We start from the raw sequence: 24,760 nt of genomic DNA on the forward strand, positions 1-24,760 counted from the left end.
CCTCACCGTACATCCCTTTCCAATAGAGAGGGACTTTTAAAGAATATATTATTATCTGTGTAAATCTGGGAGATCCGTGTGCATTATTCAGCACACAGATTTCACAGATCTGCACGGATTTTTTTTAAATGAAATATAAAATCGAAGATTATTATCTCTGTAATTTTTCGCCGTAAGATAAATCTCCAGCATCACCTAAACCTGGTGTGATATACCCTTTTGAAGTCAATTTTTCATCAATTACGCCCACCCAAATTTTTGCTTGAGGATAAGCTTTTTGAATCGTGTCAACTCCTTGCTGAGAAGCAATTGCTGCAACGACATGAAGTTGCGTCGGAGTTCCGTGGTTTAATAAATCTTTGATTGCTTCAATTAAACTCGCACCCGTTGCCAACATTGGATCTGCTACGATTAAAGGTCTTCCATCAATGCTTGGACAAGTCAAATAATCTTGTTTGATTGAAAAATAATCGTTCGCATCGTGTTTTCGATAAGCTGCTACAAAACCACAATCTGCTTTATCAAGATAATTTAAAATACCCTGAAATAAAGGAACTCCAGCTCTTAAAATCGTAGTGATAACCGGTTGAACCGAAACTTCTGTAACTTTAATCTGATCTAAAGGTGTAGTGATTTCAACTTCTTCAGTTGCTAAACCTTTGCTGATTTCAAATGCAGCGATCTCGCCGATGCGTTCCATATTGCGACGGAATCGTAATCGGTCGCTTTGAATATCGACATTTCGAAGTTCATTGATCCAGGTATTGACAAGAGAAAAGCTATCTGATAAAACGGTAATCATAATATTGATGTGATGATTTTTGATGTGATGATGTGACGATATAAATAATACCTTCTATCTTATTTATTTATTTTTGAAGTCGATATAATTTTAGACAATAGTTTTTGAATACTAAGTAATTTCAATTTTAAGTCTTCATTAGAAGGATAACTCCGTGATTTCTCACAAAGCAAAAGCCAATACTCAGATTCCTTCGCTTCTTTATCTGCGATTTTCAATTTGTGAATAAAATCTGCTCTACTTTCTGCACTCTGGGATTCGAAAACATTTGCACCTACAGATGTTCCGGATTTCAATAATTGATTAGCAATTACAAATTTCCTCTTACTCTCAAGAATTTCAGTAAATTCAATAATATCTAAGGCAAACTGAATACTCAATTCTAAAATCTCATTTCTTTTTTCCATTTGATTAAATCAGCAAATTAAGAAATCGACACATCATCAAATCAACTTATTTTTGTCTAAAATAAATTTCGATAGGGACTCCGGTAAATCCGAACTCTTTTCGAAGTTGATTTTCAGTAAATCTTTTATAGGCTTCTTTTACATATTGAGGTAAGTTGCAGAAAAATACGAACTGCGGACTTGGCGTTGGAAGTTGTACGCAATATTTAATTTTTACGTATTTCCCTTTCAATGCTGGTGGCGGCGTTTTTTCAAAAATAGGAAGCATAATTTCATTCAGTTTAGAAGTTTTAATCTTCTTCGCTCTGTTGGCATAAACCTCCATTGCCACTTCAACGGTTTTCAGAATTCTCTGTTTTGTTAAAGCAGATACAAAAAGAATAGGAATATCCGTAAACTGACCAATTTTTTCTTTAATTGCGGCTTCAAAATCCCGGGTTGTATTGGTTTCTTTTTCTACCAAATCCCATTTATTGACAACGATCACGATTCCTTTTCTGTTTTTCTGAGCCAGTCCGAAAATATTCATATCCTGAGATTCCCAACCTAAAGTGGCATCAACCATAATAATCACGATATCAGAATACTCAATAGAACGCACAGATCGCATCACTGAATAAAATTCAAGATCTTCTTTTACTTTCGCTTTACGACGCATTCCGGCCGTATCAACCAAAACAAACTCATGTCCGAATTTATTGTATAAAGTTTGGATAGAATCACGGGTTGTACCCGCAACATCCGTTACAATATTTTGCTCTTTGTCTAAAAGTGCGTTGGTTAAAGTAGATTTTCCAACATTTGGTCTTCCTGCAATCGTAATTTTAGGTAAACCTTCAAAAGGATCTTTGTATTCGGTCGTCGGGAAATCTTTTACGAGATCATCTAACAACTCTCCGGTTCCGGAACCTGTTGCAGAAGACATGGTGTAATATTTCGAAATTCCCAGCTGATAAAATTCGGTTGCAGCTAATTCTTCTCTGGCAGAATCTGCTTTGTTAACCACGATGTACACCTGCTTGTTGGAACGGCGTAGCATTTCATGAATTTCGATATCCGTATCTGTTAAACCTTCAGCAACATTCAGCATGAAGATGATCGAAGTTGCTTCATCAACGGCTAATTCGACCTGTTTGATAATTTCTCCCTGGAAGGCATCTTCAGTATCTACTTCATAACCTCCAGTATCAATAACGGTGAACTCCACTCCGTTCCAGTCAGATTTTCCGTAATGACGGTCTCTGGTAACTCCGGCTGTGGAATCTACGATAGCTTCTCTTCTTTCAAGAAAGCGGTTAAAAAGAGTGGACTTTCCTACATTCGGACGTCCAACTATGGCGACGATATTCGACATAAAATTTTGTTTAATAATGACATTATTAATGGGTTACTCGAACTTTTCGAGCCCAAAAATTTTTGCAAAGATAGCTTTTTTTTGACGCATCGTTTATTACTTCAATTATTTGTATCTTCCGAATTGATTTGATCTCTGAATACAAGCGATTAATCCAAACTTATATAACTCAAAACAACACTTCAATAACTAAAACTTAAAATTATGATGATTCCTTTAATAATTCTTGGCATTGTTCTTCTTTTTTTCTTTTATGGTATTTCAATCTACAATCGATTGGTAAAACTGAGAACTATGGTGCAAGAAGCATGGTCAAGCATCGATGTTATGCTGAAAAAAAGACATGATCTAATTCCCAACCTGGTAGAAACGGTAAAAGGTTATGCGACCCATGAGAGTTCAACTTTCGAAAGCGTAACTAGAGCTAGAACTGCTGCAATGAGTGCAAATACGGTACAGGAAAAAGAATTTGCAGAAAAGAATTTAAATCAAGCGATGATGAATTTGAATGCTGTTGCAGAACAATATCCAGATTTAAAAGCCAATACCAATTTCTTACAATTGCAAGGTGAACTATCTGCCTTGGAAAGTGATATTGAAAAATCTAGAAGATATTACAATGGAACGGTTAGAGAAAACAATATTCTTGTAGAAACTTTCCCAAGCAATATTATCGCGAACATGTTCAAATTTGTTAAATCTACTTTCTTTGAATTGGATAATATAGCTGAACGTGCTGTACCTTCTATAAAATTCTAAAAAATGAAACGTTTTATTCTACTTCTCTTCCTGCTAATTTTTGGTTTTGGAGCTGCACAAGATATTGAGGCAAGTTCTGAAAACCAGAATAATTATGAACATATCCTTTCGTTTCATTCTGATGTCGACATTTCTAAAGATGCCGAAGTTACCATTACAGAAAAGATAAAAGTATATGCAGACGGTAATGAAATACGTCGTGGAATCATGCGATCTTTACCGCTTTGGCGAAATATTAATGGGAAAAATATTAGAATAAGATATGATATAATTTCCGTTCAGCGAGACGGTAAAAAGGAAGGCTATCATACGGAAAACGGCAGTTCTGATATGATTATTTACTTTGGCAAAAAAGACGTACTTCTAGAACCTGGTGTTTATGAATACGAACTCCAATACCAAACAAAAGATCAAATTAGTTTTTTCGAAAATTATGATGAGTTCTTTTGGAATGTCAACGGGAATTTAGGAAATTTCAAAGTAGATGAAGTTTCGGCGCTAGTTAATTTACCAGATAATGCAGAAATCCTTCAGCAATCTTGCTATACCGGAACTTATGGCACGAATGAATCTAATTGCGTAAGCAAACAAGTCAATTCTCATTCAATTTCATGGTCTGCAAAAAATCTTGCAGAAAACGAAGGTTTGAGTGTAGCCGTGGGATTCAAAAAAGGAATATTTACGCCACCACCTCCACCGACGATGTTGGAAAAATATGGGGTATTAATCGCCTTATTTTTATCTGCTTTAGGCCTCTGTTTTTACTTTTACAATAGCTGGCAGAAGTATGGAATTGATCCGCAAAAACCTGTGGCTTATCCACAATTCAATTCTCCTCAAGGTCTATCTCCAGCGGCAATTGGTTATTTGGAAAAAGAATATTATGCAGGTGAAATGATTACTGCCGCGATCATTAATTTAGCGGTCAAAGGATTTATAAAAATAATTGAAGACGATAAAAGAGTATTGGGAATCTTTGGTGGTAAAGAATACACCTTAGAAAAATTAAAAGAACCCGATCAAACCTTGCCTAAAGAAGAAATCAACTTAATGAATAAGTTTTTCTCTGGGTCATCAAACACCATCGCATTTGATGGGAAATACAATTCGAAAATTGAATATGCAGTTTCTGATTTTACAGCCAGTTTAAAATTTCAATATGATGAGTTCTTAAAAAAAGGCAACAATACGAGTAAAATTATTTTACCAATTATCTCCATTTTTATTCTTTACGGATTAGGTTTGTATTTAAGCTATAACCTCACTTTTAGCGACGTCCATTTAGCAGCAGGATTAATTTTTGGCGGGATTTCATTATTCGTCGGAATTGTTTTGGCAGTGTCTTTTGAACGGTATAAGGTGATGAGAATTCTCTTTGGTTTTGTAGCAATAGGTATGATTGCCCTTCTGGCAACGATAATCGTTGCAGATACACGCAGATTGGATAACATTGGATTTTACGCGAGTTATGCTTTTCTAATTTTTGGATTTATCTTAATGGTGCTTTTTCAGTATTTGATCAAACAACCAACCCCCGAAAAGTTAGAAACAAAATCACTGATAGACGGGTTTAAAATGTATTTGGGCACCGCGGAAGAGAAAACTCTACAGTTTCACAATCCACCTGAAATGACACCTGCAGTTTTTGAAAAAATGCTGCCTTTTGCAATGGTTTTGGGCGTTGATAAAATTTGGGGTGAAAAATTTCAAAACATATTGAAAAATTCCGCGATGCAAAACCAGAGTTATCAATCTAAATGGTTTGTAGGTGCCTCAATAATGAATATGAATTTTGCGAATACCTTAAACTCATCATTGTCACAATCGATTGCGAGTTCTTCTACCCAACCATCTAGTTCCGGAAGTGGATCTGGTGGCGGTGGATTCTCTGGCGGTGGCGGCGGTGGCGGTGGCGTCGGCGGTTGGTAAAGTAAGCAAAAAACGTTCTGAAATTATTCAGAACGTTTTTTGTTTTAGGGTGAAAAATATCAAAGTTAAATTCTTACGATATCAGCACCAATAGCCTTTAATCTTCCATCGATATTTTCATAACCGCGATCAATTTGTTCAATATTATGAATAGTGGAAGTCCCTTCGGCAGACAGTGCCGCAATTAAGAGGGCGTTTCCAGCTCGGATATCTGGCGAGATCATTGTAGTTCCACGCAATGGATATTCGTGATTCAATCCAACAACCGTGGCTCTATGCGGATCACACAAAATAATCTGAGCGCCCATATCAATTAATTTATCTACAAAAAACAATCTTGATTCAAACATCTTTTGATGGATCAAAACAGTTCCCTTCGCCTGAGTGGCAACTACTAAAATGATAGATAGTAAGTCGGGCGTAAAACCAGGCCAGGGCGCATCAGAAACCGTTAAAATGGAACCATCTATAAATTTCTGAATTTTATAATTTTCCTGAGCAGGAACATAAATATCATCTCCTCTTTTTTCCAACTGAATACCTAATTTTCTGAAGGTATTGGGAATCACACCCAACTCATTCCAGTTGACATTCTTAATAGTAATCTCTGACTTGGTCATTGCTGCCAGACCGATCCAGGAACCAATTTCTACCATATCTGGAAGCATTGTATGCTCTGTTCCTTTCAATTTGGTAACACCTTCTATCGTCAATAAATTAGAACCAATACCAGAAATATTAGCACCCATTCTATTGAGCATTTTACATAATTGCTGCAAATAAGGTTCACATGCAGCATTATAAATACTTGTTTTTCCTTTTGCCAAAACTGCTGCCATCACAATGTTTGCAGTTCCCGTTACCGAGGCTTCTTCCAATAAAATAAATTTACCGTTAAGCTCTTTTGCTTTCAAAGAATAAAAAAATTCTTTCTCGTCATAATGAAACTCCGCTCCCAATTCCACCAATCCCTGAAAGTGCGTATCTAGTCTACGTCTCCCGATTTTGTCACCACCAGGAGTCGGCATATAAGCTTCTCCGTATCTTGCGAGCATTGGACCGAGTAACATGACAGATCCTCTAAGTCTTGCTCCATCTTGCTTGAAATCTTCGGATTTTATATAGTCAAAATTAACAGAGTCTGCTTGAAAAGTGTAGTCTCCATGACCATTTTTGGTGATATTAACGCCAAAATCACCTAAGATCTCTATTAACCTGTTGACATCATGAATATCAGGAATGTTCTTAACACGAACTTCTTCATCGGTCAATAAGACCGCACATAAAATCTGAAGCGCTTCATTTTTAGCACCTTGCGGCGTAATCTCTCCATGCAACTTTTTCCCACCTCTAATTTGAAAACTTCCGCTCATTGCTACTTGCGATTTTTATTATTTTGAAAATTCTTTCTGTTATTTTGATTTTTTGGATTATTCTGCCTCGGATTTGACTTGTTGGAGCGATTGGTTGCGTAATAAATTTTACTTTTCTCCAAAGAATCCAAAATGGTAAGGTCTAATCTATTTTTAGATAAATCTTTCAAATGGCGGAAAATAACCTCATCCTGTACATGTTCTTTGTTGTAAACATTATAAGACTTCTTCATGTTATTGGCAATCACCTGAATCAAGGCATCTTTCTCATCACCGCTTTCCAGTTCGATCGCTTTGTCAATCAACTGCAAAATACTTTTGCCATAAAATTTGAATTCACCCTGTAGTACAGGATAATCCATTTTTTTTGGTTTCACCTGCATTTCTTCTTCGGTGGGGATATGAAACGGAGAATCTACGTCTAAATCGTACTTGGCCAAAATAAAAAGATGGTCCCAAAGTTTATGTCTATAATTTTCTTCGTCACGAAGTTGTGGATTTCTTTGTCCCATAAAATCCACTATTGCAACGGCCATTTCATTTCTATCGTCTTTATCTTCAATTTCCTTACATCGTTCAACAAGCTGCTGAATAATACGACCATATTCTGGCATTTGAAGTAAGGTTTTCTGTGTATTGTATTCCATAATTGCAAATATATGAATTTGTTGATGTATAAAGTTTGGACCGTGATAATTTTTTGGGCGTGGCCCTTTCCCCAGCATACCAACCGCTCGGGTCGGTCTGCATTTTCAAAACGGGGAACTAGTTTCGATGTACAAATAAAACAAATAAAATATTGAATCAATCTTTTTTTAGGAAAACCATCATTAAAAATAAGATTCCAAAAAAAAGGATTTCTGACTACACCCTCACGCAGATTGCGCAACGATCAAAGGTGGTCAATAAGTGAAAACTTTAGAGAAGTACAATTCTCCCTGAGCGAGATTCGTTAGTCAACAAATTTTTTACGTTCTTCAGGTGTTGGTATTTCGCACGCTCCAGTAGCTAATTTCTTTCTATTTGCAGCTACTCTATTATAGAAAAAATCGGTAAGCACTATAGGGAAATGACGTAAAAACGATAACAGTCTGTATTTCCCTCCAATGACCTCCGCAATTTTAAAAACCGCATGAGATTTTTGCAAGTAATATTCCTTTGGTTTCCAAAGATAAAGTGTGCTCAGTTCCTTGAGTTCGAGATTTCTCTCAATTAAGAACTCCTGTCCAAAGTCAGACTGTAATGATGCGAACAAAAAATTATTCTTGCTATCTCTTTTCAAGATCCAATGGACCCAAAAGTTGCAGAAACCACATTCGCCATCGTAGAAAACGTAATATTTGGAAGGATCTGTCGTAGTCATTATTTAGTTTTAAAATTAAAGTTTTGAACTTCAGCAGGTATATTATTCATAATTCGGATATCCTGCGCTACCATCTTGAAATATCTAATAACTTCATCTTTTTGGGCTTCAGTTAATTTTGCTTCCGAATGTGCGATCACATAAGAATCCATTGGCATTTTCCCTTTTTCAATCATTTCTACCGCTTCATCCAATTTATGCGCCTGTCTTTTCTTATCGTAGGTAGCAAACGTAGAAAAATTCAATTCTTTTCTTCCTTCATTAATATGATTTTCTAAAAACCAACCGAAAGGCTGTACATTTGAATACCAAGGATATATTGACTCATTACTGTGGCAATCGTAACAAGAATTTCTAATAATAGCTGCGGTGCTTTGAGGTGTATTTTTGATTTTCAAAAAATCGAGCTGCGGTGTCGCGACAGGATTATTCTTGTCAATTGGGAAGAATTGAATCAATATAAACGCGACAATGATAATTATCAGTAACTTTTTCATACTACAAATTTTGTTTTGTGAAATTATAACTTTAATTTTAATTTTGAAGTATGATTGGTTGTTATAGATAATATAAATCGAAAATAATTTTTTCATTGACGAAACCTTTGTACTTTTGCAGTGTTCAAATTCGAATAAGTAATAATTTAAAATAATATAATATGTCAGTAGTAGGAAAAAAATTCCCAAATGTTGCGATTGATGCAATGTCAGAAATGGGTGATGATTTAAAAATCAACATTTTTGAAGAAACAACTAAGAACCAACAAAAAGTTCTACTTTTCTGGTATCCAAAAGATTTTACTTTTGTTTGCCCAACAGAACTTCACGCTTTTCAAGAAGCTTTAGGTGAATTCGAAAAAAGAAATACAAAAGTAATCGGTGCATCTTGTGATACTAATGAGGTTCACTTTGCATGGCTGAACACCCCAAAAGACAACGGAGGAATTGAAGGGGTTACTTATCCAATTTTAGCTGATACCCACAGACAATTGGCAAATATGCTGGGAATTGTTGATCAGGATTATGATTATGATGAGGAAGGAAATGAATCTTTCACTGGTTCTAATGTCACGTACAGAGCTACTTATTTAATCGATGAAACGGGGAAAGTATTCCACGAAGCGGTAAATGATATGCCTCTAGGAAGAAACGTGAAAGAATTTTTAAGATTGATCGATGCTTACGCTCACGTTCAGAAACATGGTGAAGTTTGTCCTGCAAACTGGGAAGAAGGTAAAGAAGCTATGCATGCAAACAGAGTTTCTACTGCAGAATATTTATCTAACCAGAAATAATTCTTCATATGTATAAAGAATTAGGAGAAGATACGCTGCAACAAATAGTTGCAGACAATGAAAAAGTAGTTGTACAGTATGGAGCAACCTGGTGTGGAAACTGTAGAATTATGAAGCCAAAGTTTAAAAAACTGGCTGCCGAAAACGAAGAAATACCATTTCTATACGTGGATGCAGAAAAATTACCAGAAAGTAGAAAACTTGCAAAAGTGGATAATTTACCTACGTTTGCAATTTTCAAAAATGGCGAATTGGTTAATCAAGTACAATCTAATCAAGCAGAAAGTCTTATCAATCTTTTTAAAGAACTTAACTAATGAAATTACCTGTAATCAGACAGTTTTATCAAACGCAAACCGTGGAAAATTTAGAAAAAACTTTAGAAGTCTTGGAAGCATTTACAGAATTCCGAGGGACAACCGAAGAAGATATGAATGTTGCCGGTGAGTTAATCACCAATATTTGCGGTGCGCTGGAGGTTCACGCAAATGTGGCGAACGGAATGGCTGAAAAAGATGCCTTAAACTCTTTTGCAAAAAAGGTTTTAGGTTCTATCGATAAATAAGTCGAAATACAAAACAAGAAAAAGCGGGAATTAAAACTCCCGCTTTTTTGCTTTTAATCGTCATCGCGATTTTTATACTTTTTATTGCTGTTTTTATTATACTTTTTATATTCTTTATGATTTCGATCTCTGTGATCATCACGATCGTGATCATATTTCTTCCATTGATTATTTTGTTTCTTCTGTTGTCCTTTCGCATAATCAGTCGCTTTTCCCCCATAAACTTTTTTGCCTTGTCCAGGTGGAAGGTTACGTCTGTTATTCCTTGGGTAATAAATATCCCCATTCCGGTTTCCTGTTAAAATACCTGGATTTCCATATACATCACCGGTTTTAATAACTCTACCATTTTGGTAAACGTTCCCATTTCGGTCGCGGTACACTTCACCGCGTCTATAGACTACGCCATCATTTGCTCGGTAAACATTTCCGTTTCTATTTTGATCGTTGTTTCTGTACGGATCCTGAACAGCGCCACAAGCTGTAACCAGAACCACTAAACCAGTACTTATTAATATTTTGAATAAATTCTTCATTGGAGATCTGTTAAATATTAAAATGATTTCCAATATTAATGCCAACTTTTAGACGGAGTATTACTTCTACATTTTATTATCAGAAAGACCAACGATTTTACTTCGGCGCTCTAATAAGATAATATCCCGCCAAACACCTTCCATTTCTCCAATTTTTTCACGAGTTCCAACAATTCTAAATCCGTGTTTTTTGTGTATTCTGGTACTTATCTCATTCTCTGGAAAAATTCCTGCCTGCAAAGTCCAAAATTCATGTTCCTCACTATCCAAAATCAGCTTTTCCATAAGAACCGTTCCCAATCCTTTTCCTTGCACAGATCCATCCAGATAGATACTGACTTCTGCTACCCCTTTGAAACAATCACGATTGCTAATGGGTTGTAATGCACACCAACCAACAACTTCATTATTTTCATCTTCCAAGACGAAACGGCAAACATTAAAATGTTTGGTATCCCACGCTTCCCAAGTTGGTGACACTTTATCAAAAGTGGCATTCCCGCCGTTTATTCCCTGTTGAAATATCTCTAAAACTTTTTCACCATCTTCAGGTTGCATTGGTCGGATTTCGTAATTCATTATGTTTTAAATTAAATTTTTTATTAATATTTATGACTTTTTCTTGGAAACTTGCGACGATGACGCGTAAAACTTGTTGAGTTACTTTCTTTATCCATCGAAACAATACTAATATTTCCATCAACCTCCAGTACCGCTAACCGGACTTGCTCCATCTTTTCAACGCCGTGTTCCCGAACTGCTTCTTCCAGTTCATCAAAGCTGACCTGTTGCTGCTTCATTTTTACATTATCGATTACTCCATCTTTAATTAAAATTTCAGGATCAGATCCAACCAAGCTCTTTAATTTAGGATTTTTAAAAATAACTTTTTTACGATAAAATTTGCGGTAAACAAAACTAAGACAGCAACTAAACCACCTTCTAAACTTACATTGGAACCAACCATCGCATTTTGGACTGCGTTGGAAATCAGCAAAAGCAATACAATATCACCTGCATTTAGCTGCGACAACTGGTTCTTTCCAAATATTCTAATTGCAGCAAACATAAAAAGATAGACCGCAAGACTTCTTAAAGCAACATCGAGGAAAGGATCCATTGTTTTTAATTTTATAATACAAAGTAAAGAAAATAAAAAAACCGAACATCACATTCGGTTTTTGATTTCTAAAAAAATACGACTATTTCAATTCTCTTTTTAAGAATTTAGCAGTTAACGATTTTTTCGATCTGGCAACTTCTTCGGGTGTTCCTTTTGCGATAATCTCTCCACCACGATAACCACCTTCTGGACCAACGTCAATGATATGATCTGCCAATTTTATCACATCTAGATTATGCTCAATAATAATAAATGAGTTTCCTAAATCGACTAATTTATTGATTGCATCCATTAACACTTTTACATCTTCAAAATGCAAACCAGTGGTTGGCTCATCAAGAATATATAATGTATTTCCTGTTTGTCTTTTAGATAATTCTGTAGCTAATTTAATCCGCTGCGCTTCTCCACCACTTAAGGTAGTCGACTGTTGGCCAATCGTGATGTATCCTAAACCAACATCCTGCATCGTTTTTACTTTGGCATAGATCTTTGGAATCGGCTGAAAGAAATCTGTAGCTTCGTCTATTGTCATTTGTAAAACATCTGAAATTGACTTCCCTTTATAGCGAACTTCTAAAGTTTCGCGGTTAAAACGTTTTCCGTTACAGGTTTCACAATGCACATAAACATCCGGCAAGAAATTCATTTCAATCACTTTCAAGCCACCACCCTGACAAGTTTCACATCGTCCGCCTTTTACATTAAATGAAAATCTACCAGCTTTATAACCTCGAATTTTCGATTCTGGCAGTTCTGCAAATAAGTTCCGAATGTCGGTAAACATTCCTGTATATGTTGCTGGATTTGAGCGTGGTGTTCTTCCGATTGGCGTTTGATCAACATCAACAATTTTATCAATATTGTCGATTCCTTCAATTTTTTTATAAGGTAAAGGCTCTTTTACAGCTCTATAAAAATGCTGATTCAAAATCGGATATAAGGTTCCACTAATCAAAGAAGACTTGCCACTTCCCGAAATTCCAGTCACCACAACCAGCTTTCCTAATGGAATTTCAAGGTTTACATTCTTTAAATTATTTCCCGTCGCACCTTTTAAAACTAAAGATTTACCATTTCCTTCCCTCCGAACTTCTGGAACTTCAATTTTTCTTTTCCCAGTCATATAATCTGCGGTTATGGTATCTGCTTTCAACAAATCTTTTGGTTTTCCCTGCCATAAGATCTCGCCACCAAATTTTCCGGCACGCGGACCGATATCCAAAACCTCATCAGCTTCCATGATCATGTCTTTGTCATGTTCTACGACAATAACAGAATTACCGATATCCCGAAGGTTTTTTAAAGAGGTGATTAATCTTTCATTATCTCTTTGATGCAGACCAATGGAAGGTTCATCTAAAATATAAAGAACATTGACCAATTGAGAACCAATTTGGGTGGCCAGTCGGATCCGCTGAGATTCTCCTCCAGAAAGTGTTCTTGAACTACGACTTAAACTCAGATAATCTAAACCCACATCCAACAGAAACTGTAATCTTGTTTTGATTTCTTTAAGTATCTCGTGAGCGATTATTTTATTATTCTTGCTAAATTTATCTTCAACCTGAATCAGCCAGTCTTTTAAATCGAGCAAAGACAATGCATTGATTTCCGCAATATTCTTGCCGTCAATTTTAAAACTTAAACTGGACTCCTGTAATCTTGTTCCTTTACAATCGGGACAAGTTTCTTCGGTTGTAAAATGTCTTTCTAATAAAGTTGCCTCATAGCTTTCTTTATCTTCTATCACTTCATTAATCAACACAATAAGTCCATCAAAATTGACTTTAATTTTCTTATTGATTCCTGCATGTTTTAGATCTTTATTGATCTCTTTATGGCAACCATTATAAATATAATCCAACGCTTCTTTCGGAATATCCTTCAACGGCGTTGCTAAGGAAAGGCCATATATCTCTAAAATATTTTTAATTTGTCCCAAAACCCATTTGTTGGATTTAATATCCTCCAAAGGCAGTAAACCACCCTGATTAATTGATAATTTGGGGTTTTCAACGAAATAATCCGTATTTACTTTTTTCACGGTTCCTAAACCTTTGCAATAAGGGCAGCTTCCTTTCGGTGAGTTAAATGAAAAAGTATTTGGTTCTGGCAAAGCCAAAGAATGTCCCGTATCTGCATCCATCAAATTTTTAGAAAAATATTCGATGGTTTCTGATCCCAATTTCTGAATTCCGATCACTCCTTCACCCATTTGCAAAGTTGTTTTCAGCGACTTTTCCATTCTGGCTTCGGAAGCAGTTTCACCGATGATCCACCGATCAATTACAATATCTATATCATGAGTTTTATACCGGTCGAGTTTTAAATCATATTCGATATCCTTGATCTCTCCATCAATTCTTGCCTGTCCGTAACCTTTCTTGGCCATTTGGACAAAAAGCTCATGGTAATGACCTTTTCTGGAGCGAACAACTGGTGCTAAAAGCATCACTTTTTCTCCCTTGTAATTATTTTTGATCGCATCTAAAATCTGTTCTTCGGTATAACTAACCAGTCGATGTCCAGAGGTTAAGGAATAGGCATCTGAAACTCTAGCGAAAAGTAAACGCAAAAAGTCATATAATTCAGTCACCGTACCAACCGTGGATCTTGGATTTTTATTAGTTGTTTTCTGTTCGATGGCGATTACTGGTGAAAGGCCGTCGATTTTATCAACATCAGGTCTTTCTAAACCACCCAAAAACTGTCTGGCGTATGCAGAGAACGTTTCAATGTATCTTCTTTGTCCTTCGGCGAATATGGTATCAAACGCTAAGGAGGATTTACCACTGCCTGAAAGTCCCGTGATCACAACTAATTCATTGCGGGGAATCTTGACATCGATATTTTTTAAATTATGTTCACGTGCGCCGTAAACTTCAATATATTCTTTTTCGTCTTTCATTGTAATGTTCCAAAATTTCAATTTTTGGAATTCTGCAAAAATACGGAATTTTTTATGGGATATTTATCAGACAAAATATCTTCCAATTAAAAATGGAGAAACTATTTAATCATATAAAACATTGTTAGACACTTCTGTTCAGAATTAATTTCAAATAAATTTGATGAATGTACATGATTAAAGAAACACTCACAGACCTTAAATAAAATGAAGGATCAACGGACATTTACAGCATCAAACACATTGCCGAAGCAATCTAAATAGTTAAAAATAACAAAAGTGCAAAATCTTCAAAGTCAATTACAAAATAAAATCAACGATCAAATATTGAAAAGCCGAAATTATTTCTTGTAACGCGGTGGTCGCTTAGTATCTGCAGGCAAAGAATAACTTCGGAATATGAATGAAACATTTAGCTCTTCGTCTACATTTATGTTTAATAATTCTTTAATCAACTTATTATTTTGTCCAATGGGATAGAAAAATGAATTAAAATTAAAATATAGAGTAGTAAATATTTAAGATAATGATAAAGATTCTATAAAATTTATAATGATTTTTTTTAAAAACTAGATATTTTTTTTCCAGAAGACTATTGATTTTATTAAAAAGAAAATGAGTTATAGATTTTCTATAACTCATCTTTATTATGTGGAGGATATCGGGATCGAACCGACCACCTCTTGACTGCCAGTCAAACGCTCTAGCCAGATGAGCTAATCCCCCATTTTGGGTGCTGAATTTTACGATGTAAATTTCAGATTTGCAATGATACAAATTTTTGTGATTTAAAAGCAATATTTTGGCTTTATTTTTTCTCTGCCACCAGAGAATAAACAAGTGGTATTTTATTTCCAAACTGAGGAATTTGATATTTTCCTTTTTCGATTTCTTCGATATGGCGGAAACATGGATACGGCGACCAATTGTATTCCTGAAACGATTGCAGCTGCAAATTCTCCCCTAACAGACTGGTCAAAACTTCGGACAGAGAATGATTCCAACTGACTTCTTCATTGGCCACATCGGCGGTTCGGTCTGCGTAAGTTCCTTCGTTGGTTTCTATAATCTGTTGGTCTTTAAAATAACTGTATTGCACAAAAGTGAAGTCATTATCGTACATCCAAACGACGGGATGAAATTCTACGAAGATTAATTTGCCGCCGGGTTTTAAAAAATGAGAAATTACTTCTGCCCATTTCTGCAAATCGGGAAGCCAACCAATTGTTCCGTAAGTCGTATAAATGATTTCGAATTTCTGATGCAGAACATTTGGTAAATCATAAACATCTGAAACAATAAATTCGGTATCTGTTCCACATTTCGCTGCTAAATCTTTTGCGGCTTCGATGGCTTTATCTGACAAATCGATTCCGGTAACTTTTGCGCCGAGTCGGGAAAGTGAAATAGAATCCTGTCCGAAATGACATTGCAAATGCAGGATTTTTTTATCTTTAATATTTCCTAAAAGATCAAGTTCGATTGAGTTTAAAGAAGTTCGGCCTTTTATAAATTCATTTACAAAATAGAAATCAGATTTGAGGTGCGAATCTACTTTTGCATTCCATAATTTTCGGTTGATGTCGAGATAGTTTTCCATGAGCGGTTTTATGTAAAAATAGAAATTTAAAAACAAATTTTGGGTTGACGATTTGGGTCGCAAATCCGACGTATTATTTATATTTTTACACAAGAACTTAAAAGTGCAGAAATTTGATAAAACCGCCGAAATTTAATTCACTATCATGAAAAAATCTTTACTCCTATTTTTGATGGTTATATTAAATTGGCAAGGAACTCTTGTTACAAAAACCGATGTTTATCTTTGCAACAGCAGCGGTGGCAAAAAATACCATTATTTAAAAAACTGCAGAGGATTGTCTAATTGCAAAGCGCAAATCATCAAGGTAAGTCTTCAAAAATCACACACGTTAGATAAAGAACTTTGTGGCTGGGAAGATTAATTTTCCATTATTTCCAGATTAAAAATAAAGTTCCGGCGATAATTAAACCTGCGCCCACGGCTGTTTTCCAGGTTAATGTTTCGCCTAAAAATATGACTGCAAAAATAATGGTTAGAGCCAAACTGAGTTTATCGATTCCGGCAACTTTTGAAACTTCGCCCATTTGTAATGCTTTAAAGTAAAAGATCCAGGAAAGTCCGGTTGCGAATCCTGAGATGGTTAGAAAAATCCAGTTTCGGGAAGATAATTCGCCGATTGCTTTATATTCGTTTCGGAAGAAAACGATCATCCAAATCATGATCAAAACAACCACTGTTCTAATGGCAGTCGCCAAATTCGAGTTTACATTTTCTACGCCGACTTTCGCAAAAATCGCGGTTAGTGCAGCAAAGAAAGCCGAAAGTAAAGCGTAAATCCACCACATTTTTTTGAGTTGTTAATTGTAATAAAAATCCAGTTCGAATAACAATGAAAAATTAAAACGCGAAAATTTAGTTCGTGAAATTATGTATTTGGTAGTTTGTAACGCGCAACGCTGTTTGACTTCGCAAAATCTTCTATTTCCCTTATCAAAGATAGTATCAAACCGTTAAACCTTGTCAAGGTTTTGAACCTTGACAAGGTTAATTCATGGTTAGGCTATAAACTCTTCTGTCGTCTGAATAATTTGTTCTCCGGTTTTCAAATCCTTAACGGTAATTTTTCCTTCTGAAATTTCCTGCTCGCCATAGAAAACCAAGTTTGGAATTCCTTTCTTTTCGGCGTAGGTAAACTGCTTTTTCAATTTTGCAGATTCAGGATAGAGTTCTGCAGAAATTCCTTTCGCGCGAAGTTGACCGATAATTTTCATCGCGGCCAAAGATTCATTTTCTCCATAATTGGCAAAAAGATATTGCACCGTTTTCACCGAATCCTCCGGAAATAATCCTAGTTCTTCCATCACCAAATAAATTCGGTCCAGACCAAACGAAACTCCAATTCCCGGAATATTTTTCACTCCAAAAACTTCGGTTAAATTATCATAACGACCGCCACCGCCAATGGAACCCATGGCAACATCTGTGGCTTTCACTTCGAAAATAGCGCCGGTATAATAATCGAGTCCTCTGGCTAAAGTGATATCGAATTTTAAGCTTTCTTCGGAAATTCCGAGTTCAAAAGATTTCGTTAAGACGAACTCTAACTCTTCTACTCCAGTCGTTCCGATTTCATTTCCTTGGAATTTTTGTTTTAATTGTGCTAAATTCTCAAGAGCATTTTCACTTTGCGTAAAGAGAAAATCTAATTTATCGATCGATTCCTGATTGATGCTTTTTTCTAAAAGTTCTTTAACAACTCCTTCTTTTCCAATTTTATCCAGTTTGTCAAGCGCAACGGTAAAGTCAATTAATTGATCAGAAATTCCAGCAAATTCTGCTAAACCAGAAAGTATTTTTCTATTATTTAAATGAAGAACCACCTTCACATTTAGTTCCGCAAACGACTTTACATATAATTGAACCAACTCGACTTCCTGCCATAAACTTACACTTCCAACGACATCGGCATCACACTGATAAAACTCACGAAAACGTCCTTTCTGCGGACGATCAGCACGCCAAACCGGTTGAATCTGATAACGTTTAAAAGGGAAAGTCATTTGTCCGTGATTCATGGCAACATATCTTGCGAAAGGAACTGTTAAGTCGTAGCGCAATGCCTTTTCAGAAATTTGTGAAATCAGTTTTTGCGAATTTTTAGCCGACCAGTCTTCGTCTTTTGTTTTGGAAGCATAATCACCGGAATTTAGAATCTTAAAAATCAACCGATCACCTTCTTCGCCGTATTTTCCGGTTAAAGTAGAAAGGTTTTCGAAACTCGGTGTTTCTAATGGTTGGAAACCAAAAAGTTCAAAATTTTTCTGTAAAATATTGGTGATAAATTTTCTTCGGTACACTTCTTCGGCAGAAAAATCTCTGGTTCCTTTTGCTAAACTGGGCTTCATAGTTATTGGTAATGAATAATAAGTAGTGAGTAATTATACTGGCAATATACTTGCGTAAGTCTGCAAAAATACAAAATTATTAATCTAAAATCACTAAAGATGCTTGATCATCCAAAGGTTGCAACCGCTATGTCCTGAATTGCCCAGTGGTTTTTTCAGGTAAGTAAAACCCTGCTTTTCGTAGATGGAAACAGCTGTTGAAAACTCGGGTAAACTTTCTATATAAATGGATTCATAATCCGATATTTTTGCAAACTCAATACTTTCTTCCATTAACTTTTTGCCTAAACCTTTTCCTCGAAAATCTTTGTGGATATAAAACTTAACGAGTTCGGCACAGTTTTCTGATAAACCTTCGGTGGGGAAAATCCCACAGCAACCACATAATTCACCATCAACTTCTGCTACAAACAACGCTGAGTTTTCTTCGCTAAACAATTCGTATAAATGATCTGTCGCTGACTCTTCATAAACAGTTCCTTGCGTAGGAACTTTAAAATCATGAAAGCAACTGCGAATAATTTTTGCTAACAATTCATTATCTGATTTTTGAATTTTTCTAATACCAGTTTCCATTCCCTAAAAATAGAAAATTCGGTGAGATAAAAACAAAAAAAAGAATTTCAATAAACAATTTACAGATCAAAAAGCCAAAGAAAAACTTCTTCGACTTTTATAAAAATATATGGACTTGGTGTTTTTAAACAGTTTCTAAGATCTCAATGATCTCTTCACCGTAATTTTCGATCTTGTATTTCCCGAAACCTTTGATGTCCAGCAACTCTTCTTTTTTTGCAGGTTTATATTTTGCAATAGAAAACAATTCTTTGTTGGTCGCGATCAAGTAAACAGGAAGACTTTTTTCTCTCGCTTTTTCGGAGCGCCATAATTTGAGCGAATCCATAATTTTTACTTCATCCTGACTGAGGTCATCTTCAGTTGCGCTGTATCTTTCAGGTTTTGCTTCGTTAACCTGTATTTTCAATTCTTCGAAATAAAGAACAACCGACCAATAACTTTCTTCGTCTTTTACAAAAGCGGTCTCGTATTTCAGAATATTATTTTCCTGTAAAAAACGGTCGAGCGCTTTTTGATCTGTATAAATAAATTCGTCTGACAATCTTATTTTAAATATTTGAACTTTCATGGTATTGTATTTTTAGTTTTAATTTGAAAAAGAAAAACAAGCCGGATTCCATGGTATAAAATCCGGCCTCACTCCAACTCTACTTAGCACCAAGCAATAGAATTTCCATTACTCGGATTTCTGTGATATAACGTTTCGTGCCATCCTTATCATCGTAAGTTCTGTAAATTACTTTCCCTTCTACGGCGATTTCTTTACCTTTTTCCACATACTTTTCCATAATATCGGCAAGCTTTCCATTGCAGACTAGGTTATGCCATTGCGTTTCCTCCACTTTTTCACCCATGGCATTTGTGTAATGATCGCTTGTTGCTAAACTTACTTTAGCTAATTTGCCGTTTTCGAACTGTACGATTTCGACTTCTTTTCCTGTTCTACCGATTAAGGTAATTTTGTTTCTTAGTGACATGGCTTTAGATTTTATAATTAAACATTAGAATCGAGTCTCACTGATCTTCCTCGAATCTCTGTTGCAAAGGTTCACCAGCTTTCAAAAATTAGTCGGTAATGAACCGCTTAATATCGTTTGTATCCGCTTGTATCGTTTATAAGATTAGTAATCAATTATTTGAAATTTTGTTTTTTGGGAGCAACAAGATGATATCTCCTTTTAAATTTCGGTCCCGCTCTTCGTTGCAATCTTTTTTTATAAAAAAAAAGGATTTCCACTTCGCTCGGGGCTAGAATATAGCGCAGGTTTTTATTCACAGTATTTTCGAATATGGTCTCAATAATTTAACCTCATTTAACTTCACATGAAGAAGATTATAGAAGTCTAAAAACTCCTATATTTACAGAATCAACAACCAAACATAAAACGATGAATAAAATTTTGCTGCTATCCATTTTCTTACTCATCAGCTGCAGCTCGCTGCTCATTGGTGGACTTACGGTAGGTATTTCAATATTTTTTTTGTTGGTATATCGATTTAAAAAAAATATTAAACTTAATTAACATCAAAAAATGAATTTTAACGTCAAAAGCTTGCTAGCACTACCTTCATTAATTTGGCTCAGCCTTCTATTTTCCTGCAATAAAAGTTCTGAAAAAAAAGTAATTGAGGCAAAACCTCTGCCGAAAGTTTCACTGGAGAATATCAAAATGCAAAATATTGCTCCAACAGATAATCCTGAAGAATCGAACGACGAAAAATATGTGATCTTGGAAAGTTTACCTGATTGGGTAAATAGTACCGAGGTCATTACTGATTATAAAATTAAAGACAAATATTCACTGGATATTAGATTAAATCCTTTTTATCTCGAAGAAGATTTTAATGGCGACGGCATTTTAGATATTGTACTTCCGATTAAAGAGATCAGTTCTAAAAAAGTGGGTTTTGCAATTATTCACGGTGGAAAAAATGAAATATTTATAGTCGGTGCCGGTAAAACAATAAAAAATGGGCTCGATGATGATCCGTCTTATATCGATGTCTGGAAATTAAACCGCGAAAAAGAAAATACAGGAACCGATACGGACGAACAGGGCGATCTTATAGAAACTGCGCCGATATTCATCAATCAACCTTCTATAAATATTCTCAAAACTGAGCTGGGCGGTGGCCTGATTTTTTGGAACGGAAAAGAATATGAATATCTTCATCAAACTTGTTAACGCAATCACTGAATAAATTTTTCAGTTGACCAAAAGAACAGTAAGGAGCAAATCATCGGGGATTCTCCGACTTTCAGACCCGCTGTCCGCTTTATCCCACCAAGGCAGGAATGTCGCTTCCATCGCGGATAGAATAAAGATCTTGTTCTTCTTATAAGATTTTCTAAAAATCGTTTAAAAAAAATATGTATGTCCGTAACTTCCCATAATTCCGTATATTTGTTTGATAATTAAATAATTGAGATGAATATTTTTAGTTTTGGCGTAGAGTTTAGCAGTGAAGAGGATTGTATATTTCATTTCAAAGCAGAACGTGACAAAATTGGTGTTTCCTGCAAGTGCGGAAAAACTGATTTTTTTTGGATTAAAAGCAGATTAAGTTACGAGTGTAAATCTTGTAGAAAGCGAACTTCATTACGAAGTGGAACCATCATGGAGAATTCCAATTTGTCCTTTCTAGTTTGGTATAAAGCGATGTTTTTGATGAGTGCAACAAAAAAGGGATTTTCTGCTAAAGAAATGCAAAGGCAATTAGGTTTGAAGCGCTATGAGCCAGTTTGGGCCATGATGCACAAATTGAGAAAAGCGATGGGAAAACGAGATGAAAGATACACTTTAGAGGGCATGATTGAAATGGATGAAGGGTATTTTACAGTTGAATCTAGAGAACTGGAACAAGAGAAAGGGATTCGTGGAAGAGGTGCAGTTGGAAAGCAAAATGTTGCAGTGATGGCGGAATCTACGCCATTAGAAAATATAGAAACGGGAGAGACATCGAAATCTTGTAGATATTTTAAAGCAATAGTATTAGAAGATCATACAGCAGAGGGAATTAATGAGACTATTAAAGAATCTTTGGCAGAATCCAGCATAGTTTTTACAGATCAAAGCACGTCATATGTTGATATATCACAACTTGTAGAAATTCATATTTCAGAAAAATCTTCGAAAGAAACTACAAAAGATACTTTGCGTTGGGTTCACATATTTATCAGTAATGCGAAAAGGAATTTATTAGGAAATTACCACAAAATAAAACGCAAAAACCTTCAACTTTATCTAAATGAGTTTGTTTATAAGTTAAATCGGAGATATTTTGAAGATAAACTGTTCGATAGACTTGTGATAGCAAGCATTACAGAAGTATGATGAAAAACGGATATACATAAAAAAAAATTTAAAAATCGCGAGAAGATTTTTATATTTGAGATTGAATGACCTCCCTAAAAAATGACTTAGTAATGACAGATTTACAGTACAAAATCAAATCCGCTTTATTTGGTGTGGCGATCGGTGATGCCTTAGGTGTTCCGGTGGAATTTAAAAGCCGCGAATATCTCGACCAAAATCCAGTTACCGAAATGTTTGGCTACGGAACTTACAATCAGCCACCCGGAACTTTTTCAGATGACAGTTCCATGACTTTTTGTTTGGCAGAAGCTTTAACTCACGATTTCGATCTCACCCGAATTGGAGAAAATTTTGTGAAATGGTATCACGAAAATTTTTGGGCAGCGCGTGGTGAAGTTTTCGATATTGGTATTGCGACCAGAGAAGCCATAAACCGACTTGCTCGGGGAGAACAACCAGAATTTGCTGGGAGCATTCATCCTTCATCCAACGGAAATGGTTCTTTAATGCGTATTTTACCACTGCTGTTCCACATCAAAGATTTGCCGATTTCTGAACGGTATGAAATCACGAAAAAAGTTTCTTCAATCACTCACGGACATATTCGATCGGTGATTTCCTGTTTTTATTATCTTGAATTTGCAAAAGAGATTTTATTAGGAAGAAACAAATTTGAGATCTATAAAAAACTACAAACCCAAATCCCGGATTTTTTAAATTCACTTTCTATCAATCCGCATGAAATAGCTTTATTTGACCGACTTTTAAAAGAGGACGTTTCAGAATTAGAAAAAAATGCAATTTCGAGCAGCGGTTATGTTCTTCATTCTTTAGAGGCCAGCATTTGGTGTTTATTGACGACTGATAATTATAAAGATTCAACTTTAAAGGCCGTAAACTTAGGAGAAGATACCGACACAACTGCTGCAATAGCAGGCGGATTAGCCGGGTTACTTTATGGTTTTGATACCATTCCAAACAGTTGGCTCGAACTCCTGGCTCGCAAAGACGATATTGAAGATTTGGCAGAAAGATTGACTACAAAAATCGGAAGCTAATTTGCAATAAACGAAAATTGTTCAGCGGGGAACATTTCATATTCGTTTACTGTTGTATACCCAGAGCGGTACTTTTTTCTTAGAATTTTATTTAAAGCTTTCAGCGCACCAAAAGTCCCAATTTTAATTGAATTCTCTGCAGAACCCAACATTCTTCCTTTTTTTCTATAAGTATCATACGAAGTTTCCGCCAGTAAATCACCAGTAGCATTAAATATTTTCATGCTAATAATCACTTGATTAGAGAAAACGTATTTTCCAAAACCAACTTTAAAATATTTAACTTTTGGAACTACCGCAAACTGCGCATTGTTATTTATGCAAAATTCTAAAATTAATGCTTTTTCTACGGTGTCAAATGGAATATTATAGTCAACTCTTAACAACTCAGTATTTTTAGAATTACTTAGTTCATCAGATAAAGCACTAAAAAAAGCGGTGTAAGTAGGTTCCTTAATTTCATTGATATCCGGAAAGACTTCCGGGTTAAAATAAAGTACCTTAGAAATCTTGCGGCCTTTAGTCTCCGACACACTTTGAGCCAGTACTGTATAATAACCTGTTAACAGAAATAGTACGGTAAATGTATTTTTGACAAAGTAAAGATTTTTCATGAGCTTGTGTAGTGCAAAGATACTGCCATGAAGGTAGATACGCAATATAAATTTATGATAATCTTAACATTTCTGGTAGAGGTTTAATTAACAACCTTCAAAACTGTTTTCACAATTCAAAAATAAATCGTACTTTTGCAGCCGTTACATAATAATCATTAAAATAATATTGGAATGTACTTAACAACTGACACGAAGAAAGAGATCTTCGCAAAACATGGAAAGTCTGATGCAGACACAGGAAGCGCAGAAGGACAGATTGCCCTTTTCACTTTTAGAATTAATCACCTTTCAAATCATCTGAAAAAGAATCACAAAGATTATGCAACTGAGCGTTCTTTGGTACTTTTAGTAGGTAAGAGAAAAGCACTATTAGATTATCTTAAGAAAAAAGAAATTAATCGATACAGAGCTATTATTGCTGAGCTAGGAATAAGAAAATAATTTCAATTCAGACAAAAAAATTAAAGCAACTCCTAATCGAGTTGCTTTTTTTTATCCTTCCTGAAAGATTAAAAACAAAAAAGAAGCAATTCATATTTGAATCACTTCTCTTCTATTAAAGAATATTCTTTAACTATACTTTTCCTCTGGTGAATAAGTTTACAATTGCTAATAATACAATAGCACCAACAGTACCGGTTAGGATTTCACCAACTACGCCTTCACCCAGTCTGCCTCCCAGCAACCAATATCCGATAAAACCACCGACAATACCTACAACGATATTCCCTATTAATCCAAGACTTCCGCCTTTAAATATTTGTGATCCTAACCAACCTGCAATTGCACCGATAATCAATGTCCATAGAATTCCCATAATGTTAA

Annotated in this window: 28 protein-coding genes, 1 tRNA gene and 1 pseudogene; 10 read left to right on the forward strand and 20 right to left on the reverse strand. The window is 35.4% G+C overall.

Annotated elements, in window-relative coordinates:
• Positions 1 to 151: 151 nt before the first annotated feature.
• Genes upp through der form a run of 3 tightly spaced genes read right to left on the reverse strand, consistent with a single transcriptional unit; the run spans position 152 to position 2,563 of the window.
• The gene (gene upp / locus FNJ88_RS02215; RefSeq protein WP_143851535.1) at positions 152 to 802 is read right to left on the reverse strand and encodes a uracil phosphoribosyltransferase; all 651 of its coding nucleotides are present in this window, start codon (positions 800 to 802) and stop codon (positions 152 to 154) included.
• A 59-nt stretch (positions 803 to 861) separates the two neighbouring features.
• Positions 862 to 1,209: a four helix bundle protein gene (locus tag FNJ88_RS02220; RefSeq protein WP_143851536.1), complete on the reverse strand. Its 348-nt coding sequence runs from the start codon at positions 1,207 to 1,209 to the stop codon at positions 862 to 864.
• 46 nt (positions 1,210 to 1,255) lie between these two features.
• Positions 1,256 to 2,563, reverse strand: a complete 1,308-nt coding sequence (der, locus tag FNJ88_RS02225; protein ID WP_143851537.1) for a ribosome biogenesis GTPase Der — start codon at positions 2,561 to 2,563, stop codon at positions 1,256 to 1,258.
• 204 nt (positions 2,564 to 2,767) lie between these two features.
• Here der and FNJ88_RS02230 point away from each other — a divergent pair, with 204 nt between their 5' ends.
• Both FNJ88_RS02230 and FNJ88_RS02235 read left to right on the forward strand, forming a co-directional pair.
• Positions 2,768 to 3,322 carry a LemA family protein gene (locus FNJ88_RS02230; RefSeq protein ID WP_143851538.1) on the forward strand — a complete coding sequence of 185 codons (555 nt, stop codon included), beginning with the start codon at positions 2,768 to 2,770 and terminating at the stop codon, positions 3,320 to 3,322.
• 3 nt (positions 3,323 to 3,325) lie between these two features.
• Positions 3,326 to 5,251, forward strand: coding sequence for a DUF2207 domain-containing protein (locus FNJ88_RS02235; RefSeq protein WP_143851539.1), 1,926 nt, complete (start codon positions 3,326 to 3,328; stop codon positions 5,249 to 5,251).
• A 65-nt stretch (positions 5,252 to 5,316) separates the two neighbouring features.
• Here FNJ88_RS02235 and murA read toward each other — a convergent pair whose 3' ends face one another.
• From murA to FNJ88_RS02255, 4 genes are all read right to left on the reverse strand, one after another.
• A complete protein-coding gene (gene murA, locus FNJ88_RS02240; protein WP_143851540.1) occupies positions 5,317 to 6,624 on the reverse strand; it encodes a UDP-N-acetylglucosamine 1-carboxyvinyltransferase in 1,308 nt (435 codons plus the stop codon).
• A gap of 2 nt (positions 6,625 to 6,626) precedes the next feature.
• The gene (locus FNJ88_RS02245) at positions 6,627 to 7,271 is read right to left on the reverse strand and encodes a DUF4290 domain-containing protein (protein ID WP_143851541.1); all 645 of its coding nucleotides are present in this window, start codon (positions 7,269 to 7,271) and stop codon (positions 6,627 to 6,629) included.
• 305 nt (positions 7,272 to 7,576) lie between these two features.
• A complete protein-coding gene (locus tag FNJ88_RS02250) occupies positions 7,577 to 7,987 on the reverse strand; it encodes a thiol-disulfide oxidoreductase DCC family protein (RefSeq protein WP_143851542.1) in 411 nt (136 codons plus the stop codon).
• On the reverse strand, positions 7,987 to 8,484 hold the full coding sequence (locus tag FNJ88_RS02255) for a heme-binding domain-containing protein (RefSeq protein WP_143851543.1): 498 nt from the start codon (positions 8,482 to 8,484) through the stop codon (positions 7,987 to 7,989). Before FNJ88_RS02255 ends, FNJ88_RS02250 begins: the two co-directional genes overlap by 1 nt.
• 161 nt (positions 8,485 to 8,645) lie before the next feature.
• On the opposite strand from FNJ88_RS02255, the gene FNJ88_RS02260 reads away from it, so the two are divergent.
• The 3 genes from FNJ88_RS02260 to FNJ88_RS02270 are packed head-to-tail and all read left to right on the forward strand — an operon-like array spanning position 8,646 to position 9,846.
• Positions 8,646 to 9,281, forward strand: coding sequence for a peroxiredoxin (locus FNJ88_RS02260; protein ID WP_143851544.1), 636 nt, complete (start codon positions 8,646 to 8,648; stop codon positions 9,279 to 9,281).
• A gap of 8 nt (positions 9,282 to 9,289) precedes the next feature.
• Positions 9,290 to 9,598, forward strand: a complete 309-nt coding sequence (locus FNJ88_RS02265; RefSeq protein WP_143851545.1) for a thioredoxin family protein — start codon at positions 9,290 to 9,292, stop codon at positions 9,596 to 9,598.
• A complete protein-coding gene (locus tag FNJ88_RS02270; protein ID WP_143851546.1) occupies positions 9,598 to 9,846 on the forward strand; it encodes a DUF6952 family protein in 249 nt (82 codons plus the stop codon). The genes FNJ88_RS02265 and FNJ88_RS02270 overlap by 1 nt, the downstream gene beginning before the upstream one ends.
• A gap of 53 nt (positions 9,847 to 9,899) precedes the next feature.
• On the opposite strand, the gene FNJ88_RS14260 is transcribed toward FNJ88_RS02270, so the two are convergent.
• From FNJ88_RS14260 to FNJ88_RS02300, 6 genes and pseudogenes are all read right to left on the reverse strand, one after another.
• Positions 9,900 to 10,382 carry a hypothetical protein gene (locus FNJ88_RS14260; RefSeq protein WP_185145844.1) on the reverse strand — a complete coding sequence of 161 codons (483 nt, stop codon included), beginning with the start codon at positions 10,380 to 10,382 and terminating at the stop codon, positions 9,900 to 9,902.
• Between the two features lie 66 nt (positions 10,383 to 10,448).
• Positions 10,449 to 10,961 (reverse strand): GNAT family N-acetyltransferase, encoded by a 513-nt coding sequence (locus FNJ88_RS02280; protein ID WP_185145845.1) that lies wholly within the window; start codon positions 10,959 to 10,961, stop codon positions 10,449 to 10,451.
• Between the two features lie 23 nt (positions 10,962 to 10,984).
• Positions 10,985 to 11,502 (reverse strand): annotated as a pseudogene (locus FNJ88_RS14590) (DUF421 domain-containing protein).
• Between the two features lie 82 nt (positions 11,503 to 11,584).
• The gene (gene uvrA / locus FNJ88_RS02290) at positions 11,585 to 14,416 is read right to left on the reverse strand and encodes an excinuclease ABC subunit UvrA (protein WP_143851548.1); all 2,832 of its coding nucleotides are present in this window, start codon (positions 14,414 to 14,416) and stop codon (positions 11,585 to 11,587) included.
• 652 nt (positions 14,417 to 15,068) lie between these two features.
• Positions 15,069 to 15,142, reverse strand: a tRNA-Ala gene (locus FNJ88_RS02295).
• 82 nt (positions 15,143 to 15,224) lie between these two features.
• The gene (locus tag FNJ88_RS02300) at positions 15,225 to 16,016 is read right to left on the reverse strand and encodes a class I SAM-dependent methyltransferase (RefSeq protein WP_143851549.1); all 792 of its coding nucleotides are present in this window, start codon (positions 16,014 to 16,016) and stop codon (positions 15,225 to 15,227) included.
• A gap of 145 nt (positions 16,017 to 16,161) precedes the next feature.
• On the opposite strand from FNJ88_RS02300, the gene FNJ88_RS02305 reads away from it, so the two are divergent.
• Positions 16,162 to 16,380 (forward strand): hypothetical protein, encoded by a 219-nt coding sequence (locus FNJ88_RS02305; RefSeq protein ID WP_143851550.1) that lies wholly within the window; start codon positions 16,162 to 16,164, stop codon positions 16,378 to 16,380.
• Between the two features lie 7 nt (positions 16,381 to 16,387).
• Here the strand turns inward: FNJ88_RS02305 and FNJ88_RS02310 are convergent, their stop codons facing one another.
• From FNJ88_RS02310 to FNJ88_RS02330, 5 genes are all read right to left on the reverse strand, one after another.
• A complete protein-coding gene (locus FNJ88_RS02310) occupies positions 16,388 to 16,804 on the reverse strand; it encodes an EamA family transporter (RefSeq protein ID WP_125023509.1) in 417 nt (138 codons plus the stop codon).
• Positions 16,805 to 17,014: 210 nt separating this feature from the next.
• The gene (hisS, locus tag FNJ88_RS02315; RefSeq protein WP_143851551.1) at positions 17,015 to 18,364 is read right to left on the reverse strand and encodes a histidine--tRNA ligase; all 1,350 of its coding nucleotides are present in this window, start codon (positions 18,362 to 18,364) and stop codon (positions 17,015 to 17,017) included.
• Positions 18,365 to 18,457: 93 nt separating this feature from the next.
• Positions 18,458 to 18,940 (reverse strand): GNAT family N-acetyltransferase, encoded by a 483-nt coding sequence (locus FNJ88_RS02320; RefSeq protein ID WP_143851552.1) that lies wholly within the window; start codon positions 18,938 to 18,940, stop codon positions 18,458 to 18,460.
• Positions 18,941 to 19,064: 124 nt separating this feature from the next.
• Positions 19,065 to 19,511 (reverse strand): HRDC domain-containing protein, encoded by a 447-nt coding sequence (locus FNJ88_RS02325; RefSeq protein ID WP_143851553.1) that lies wholly within the window; start codon positions 19,509 to 19,511, stop codon positions 19,065 to 19,067.
• Positions 19,512 to 19,590: 79 nt separating this feature from the next.
• Positions 19,591 to 19,920: a single-stranded DNA-binding protein gene (locus FNJ88_RS02330; RefSeq protein WP_143851554.1), complete on the reverse strand. Its 330-nt coding sequence runs from the start codon at positions 19,918 to 19,920 to the stop codon at positions 19,591 to 19,593.
• Positions 19,921 to 20,475: 555 nt separating this feature from the next.
• Between FNJ88_RS02330 and FNJ88_RS02335 the strand changes: the two genes are divergently transcribed.
• The 3 genes from FNJ88_RS02335 (at position 20,476) to FNJ88_RS02345 (ending at position 23,318) form a co-directional block, all read left to right on the forward strand.
• Positions 20,476 to 21,129 carry a hypothetical protein gene (locus tag FNJ88_RS02335; RefSeq protein WP_143851555.1) on the forward strand — a complete coding sequence of 218 codons (654 nt, stop codon included), beginning with the start codon at positions 20,476 to 20,478 and terminating at the stop codon, positions 21,127 to 21,129.
• 243 nt (positions 21,130 to 21,372) lie between these two features.
• Positions 21,373 to 22,278 (forward strand): IS1595 family transposase, encoded by a 906-nt coding sequence (locus tag FNJ88_RS02340; RefSeq protein ID WP_143851556.1) that lies wholly within the window; start codon positions 21,373 to 21,375, stop codon positions 22,276 to 22,278.
• Between the two features lie 92 nt (positions 22,279 to 22,370).
• Positions 22,371 to 23,318, forward strand: coding sequence for an ADP-ribosylglycohydrolase family protein (locus FNJ88_RS02345; RefSeq protein WP_143851557.1), 948 nt, complete (start codon positions 22,371 to 22,373; stop codon positions 23,316 to 23,318).
• Here the strand turns inward: FNJ88_RS02345 and FNJ88_RS02350 are convergent.
• On the reverse strand, positions 23,315 to 23,932 hold the full coding sequence (locus FNJ88_RS02350) for a pyruvate decarboxylase (protein WP_185145846.1): 618 nt from the start codon (positions 23,930 to 23,932) through the stop codon (positions 23,315 to 23,317). The two genes, FNJ88_RS02345 and FNJ88_RS02350, sit on opposite strands and share 4 nt — an antisense overlap.
• 174 nt (positions 23,933 to 24,106) lie before the next feature.
• Here FNJ88_RS02350 and rpsO point away from each other — a divergent pair, with 174 nt between their 5' ends.
• Positions 24,107 to 24,376 (forward strand): 30S ribosomal protein S15, encoded by a 270-nt coding sequence (rpsO, locus tag FNJ88_RS02355; RefSeq protein WP_143851558.1) that lies wholly within the window; start codon positions 24,107 to 24,109, stop codon positions 24,374 to 24,376.
• Between the two features lie 133 nt (positions 24,377 to 24,509).
• Here rpsO and FNJ88_RS02360 read toward each other — a convergent pair whose 3' ends face one another.
• Positions 24,510 to 24,752 (reverse strand): GlsB/YeaQ/YmgE family stress response membrane protein, encoded by a 243-nt coding sequence (locus tag FNJ88_RS02360; RefSeq protein WP_143851559.1) that lies wholly within the window; start codon positions 24,750 to 24,752, stop codon positions 24,510 to 24,512.
• Between the last annotated feature and the right edge of the window lie 8 nt (positions 24,753 to 24,760).

The sequence above is a fragment of the Chryseobacterium sp. SNU WT5 genome (genome assembly GCF_007362475.1).
Classification (GTDB): Bacteria; Bacteroidota; Bacteroidia; order Flavobacteriales; family Weeksellaceae; genus Kaistella.

Coding starts and splice junctions, on each gene's coding strand:
- upp (WP_143851535.1), bottom strand. CDS start 802: ATGATTACCGTTTTATCAGATAGCTTTTCTCTTGTCAATACCTGGATC.
- FNJ88_RS02220 (WP_143851536.1), bottom strand. CDS start 1,209: ATGGAAAAAAGAAATGAGATTTTAGAATTGAGTATTCAGTTTGCCTTA.
- der (WP_143851537.1), bottom strand. CDS start 2,563: ATGTCGAATATCGTCGCCATAGTTGGACGTCCGAATGTAGGAAAGTCC.
- FNJ88_RS02230 (WP_143851538.1), top strand. CDS start 2,768: ATGATGATTCCTTTAATAATTCTTGGCATTGTTCTTCTTTTTTTCTTT.
- FNJ88_RS02235 (WP_143851539.1), top strand. CDS start 3,326: ATGAAACGTTTTATTCTACTTCTCTTCCTGCTAATTTTTGGTTTTGGA.
- murA (WP_143851540.1), bottom strand. CDS start 6,624: ATGAGCGGAAGTTTTCAAATTAGAGGTGGGAAAAAGTTGCATGGAGAG.
- FNJ88_RS02245 (WP_143851541.1), bottom strand. CDS start 7,271: ATGGAATACAATACACAGAAAACCTTACTTCAAATGCCAGAATATGGT.
- FNJ88_RS02250 (WP_143851542.1), bottom strand. CDS start 7,987: ATGACTACGACAGATCCTTCCAAATATTACGTTTTCTACGATGGCGAA.
- FNJ88_RS02255 (WP_143851543.1), bottom strand. CDS start 8,484: ATGAAAAAGTTACTGATAATTATCATTGTCGCGTTTATATTGATTCAA.
- FNJ88_RS02260 (WP_143851544.1), top strand. CDS start 8,646: ATGTCAGTAGTAGGAAAAAAATTCCCAAATGTTGCGATTGATGCAATG.
- FNJ88_RS02265 (WP_143851545.1), top strand. CDS start 9,290: ATGTATAAAGAATTAGGAGAAGATACGCTGCAACAAATAGTTGCAGAC.
- FNJ88_RS02270 (WP_143851546.1), top strand. CDS start 9,598: ATGAAATTACCTGTAATCAGACAGTTTTATCAAACGCAAACCGTGGAA.
- FNJ88_RS14260 (WP_185145844.1), bottom strand. CDS start 10,382: ATGAAGAATTTATTCAAAATATTAATAAGTACTGGTTTAGTGGTTCTG.
- FNJ88_RS02280 (WP_185145845.1), bottom strand. CDS start 10,961: ATGAATTACGAAATCCGACCAATGCAACCTGAAGATGGTGAAAAAGTT.
- uvrA (WP_143851548.1), bottom strand. CDS start 14,416: ATGAAAGACGAAAAAGAATATATTGAAGTTTACGGCGCACGTGAACAT.
- FNJ88_RS02300 (WP_143851549.1), bottom strand. CDS start 16,016: ATGGAAAACTATCTCGACATCAACCGAAAATTATGGAATGCAAAAGTA.
- FNJ88_RS02305 (WP_143851550.1), top strand. CDS start 16,162: ATGAAAAAATCTTTACTCCTATTTTTGATGGTTATATTAAATTGGCAA.
- FNJ88_RS02310 (WP_125023509.1), bottom strand. CDS start 16,804: ATGTGGTGGATTTACGCTTTACTTTCGGCTTTCTTTGCTGCACTAACC.
- hisS (WP_143851551.1), bottom strand. CDS start 18,364: ATGAAGCCCAGTTTAGCAAAAGGAACCAGAGATTTTTCTGCCGAAGAA.
- FNJ88_RS02320 (WP_143851552.1), bottom strand. CDS start 18,940: ATGGAAACTGGTATTAGAAAAATTCAAAAATCAGATAATGAATTGTTA.
- FNJ88_RS02325 (WP_143851553.1), bottom strand. CDS start 19,511: ATGAAAGTTCAAATATTTAAAATAAGATTGTCAGACGAATTTATTTAT.
- FNJ88_RS02330 (WP_143851554.1), bottom strand. CDS start 19,920: ATGTCACTAAGAAACAAAATTACCTTAATCGGTAGAACAGGAAAAGAA.
- FNJ88_RS02335 (WP_143851555.1), top strand. CDS start 20,476: ATGAATTTTAACGTCAAAAGCTTGCTAGCACTACCTTCATTAATTTGG.
- FNJ88_RS02340 (WP_143851556.1), top strand. CDS start 21,373: ATGAATATTTTTAGTTTTGGCGTAGAGTTTAGCAGTGAAGAGGATTGT.
- FNJ88_RS02345 (WP_143851557.1), top strand. CDS start 22,371: ATGACAGATTTACAGTACAAAATCAAATCCGCTTTATTTGGTGTGGCG.
- FNJ88_RS02350 (WP_185145846.1), bottom strand. CDS start 23,932: ATGAAAAATCTTTACTTTGTCAAAAATACATTTACCGTACTATTTCTG.
- rpsO (WP_143851558.1), top strand. CDS start 24,107: ATGTACTTAACAACTGACACGAAGAAAGAGATCTTCGCAAAACATGGA.
- FNJ88_RS02360 (WP_143851559.1), bottom strand. CDS start 24,752: ATGGGAATTCTATGGACATTGATTATCGGTGCAATTGCAGGTTGGTTA.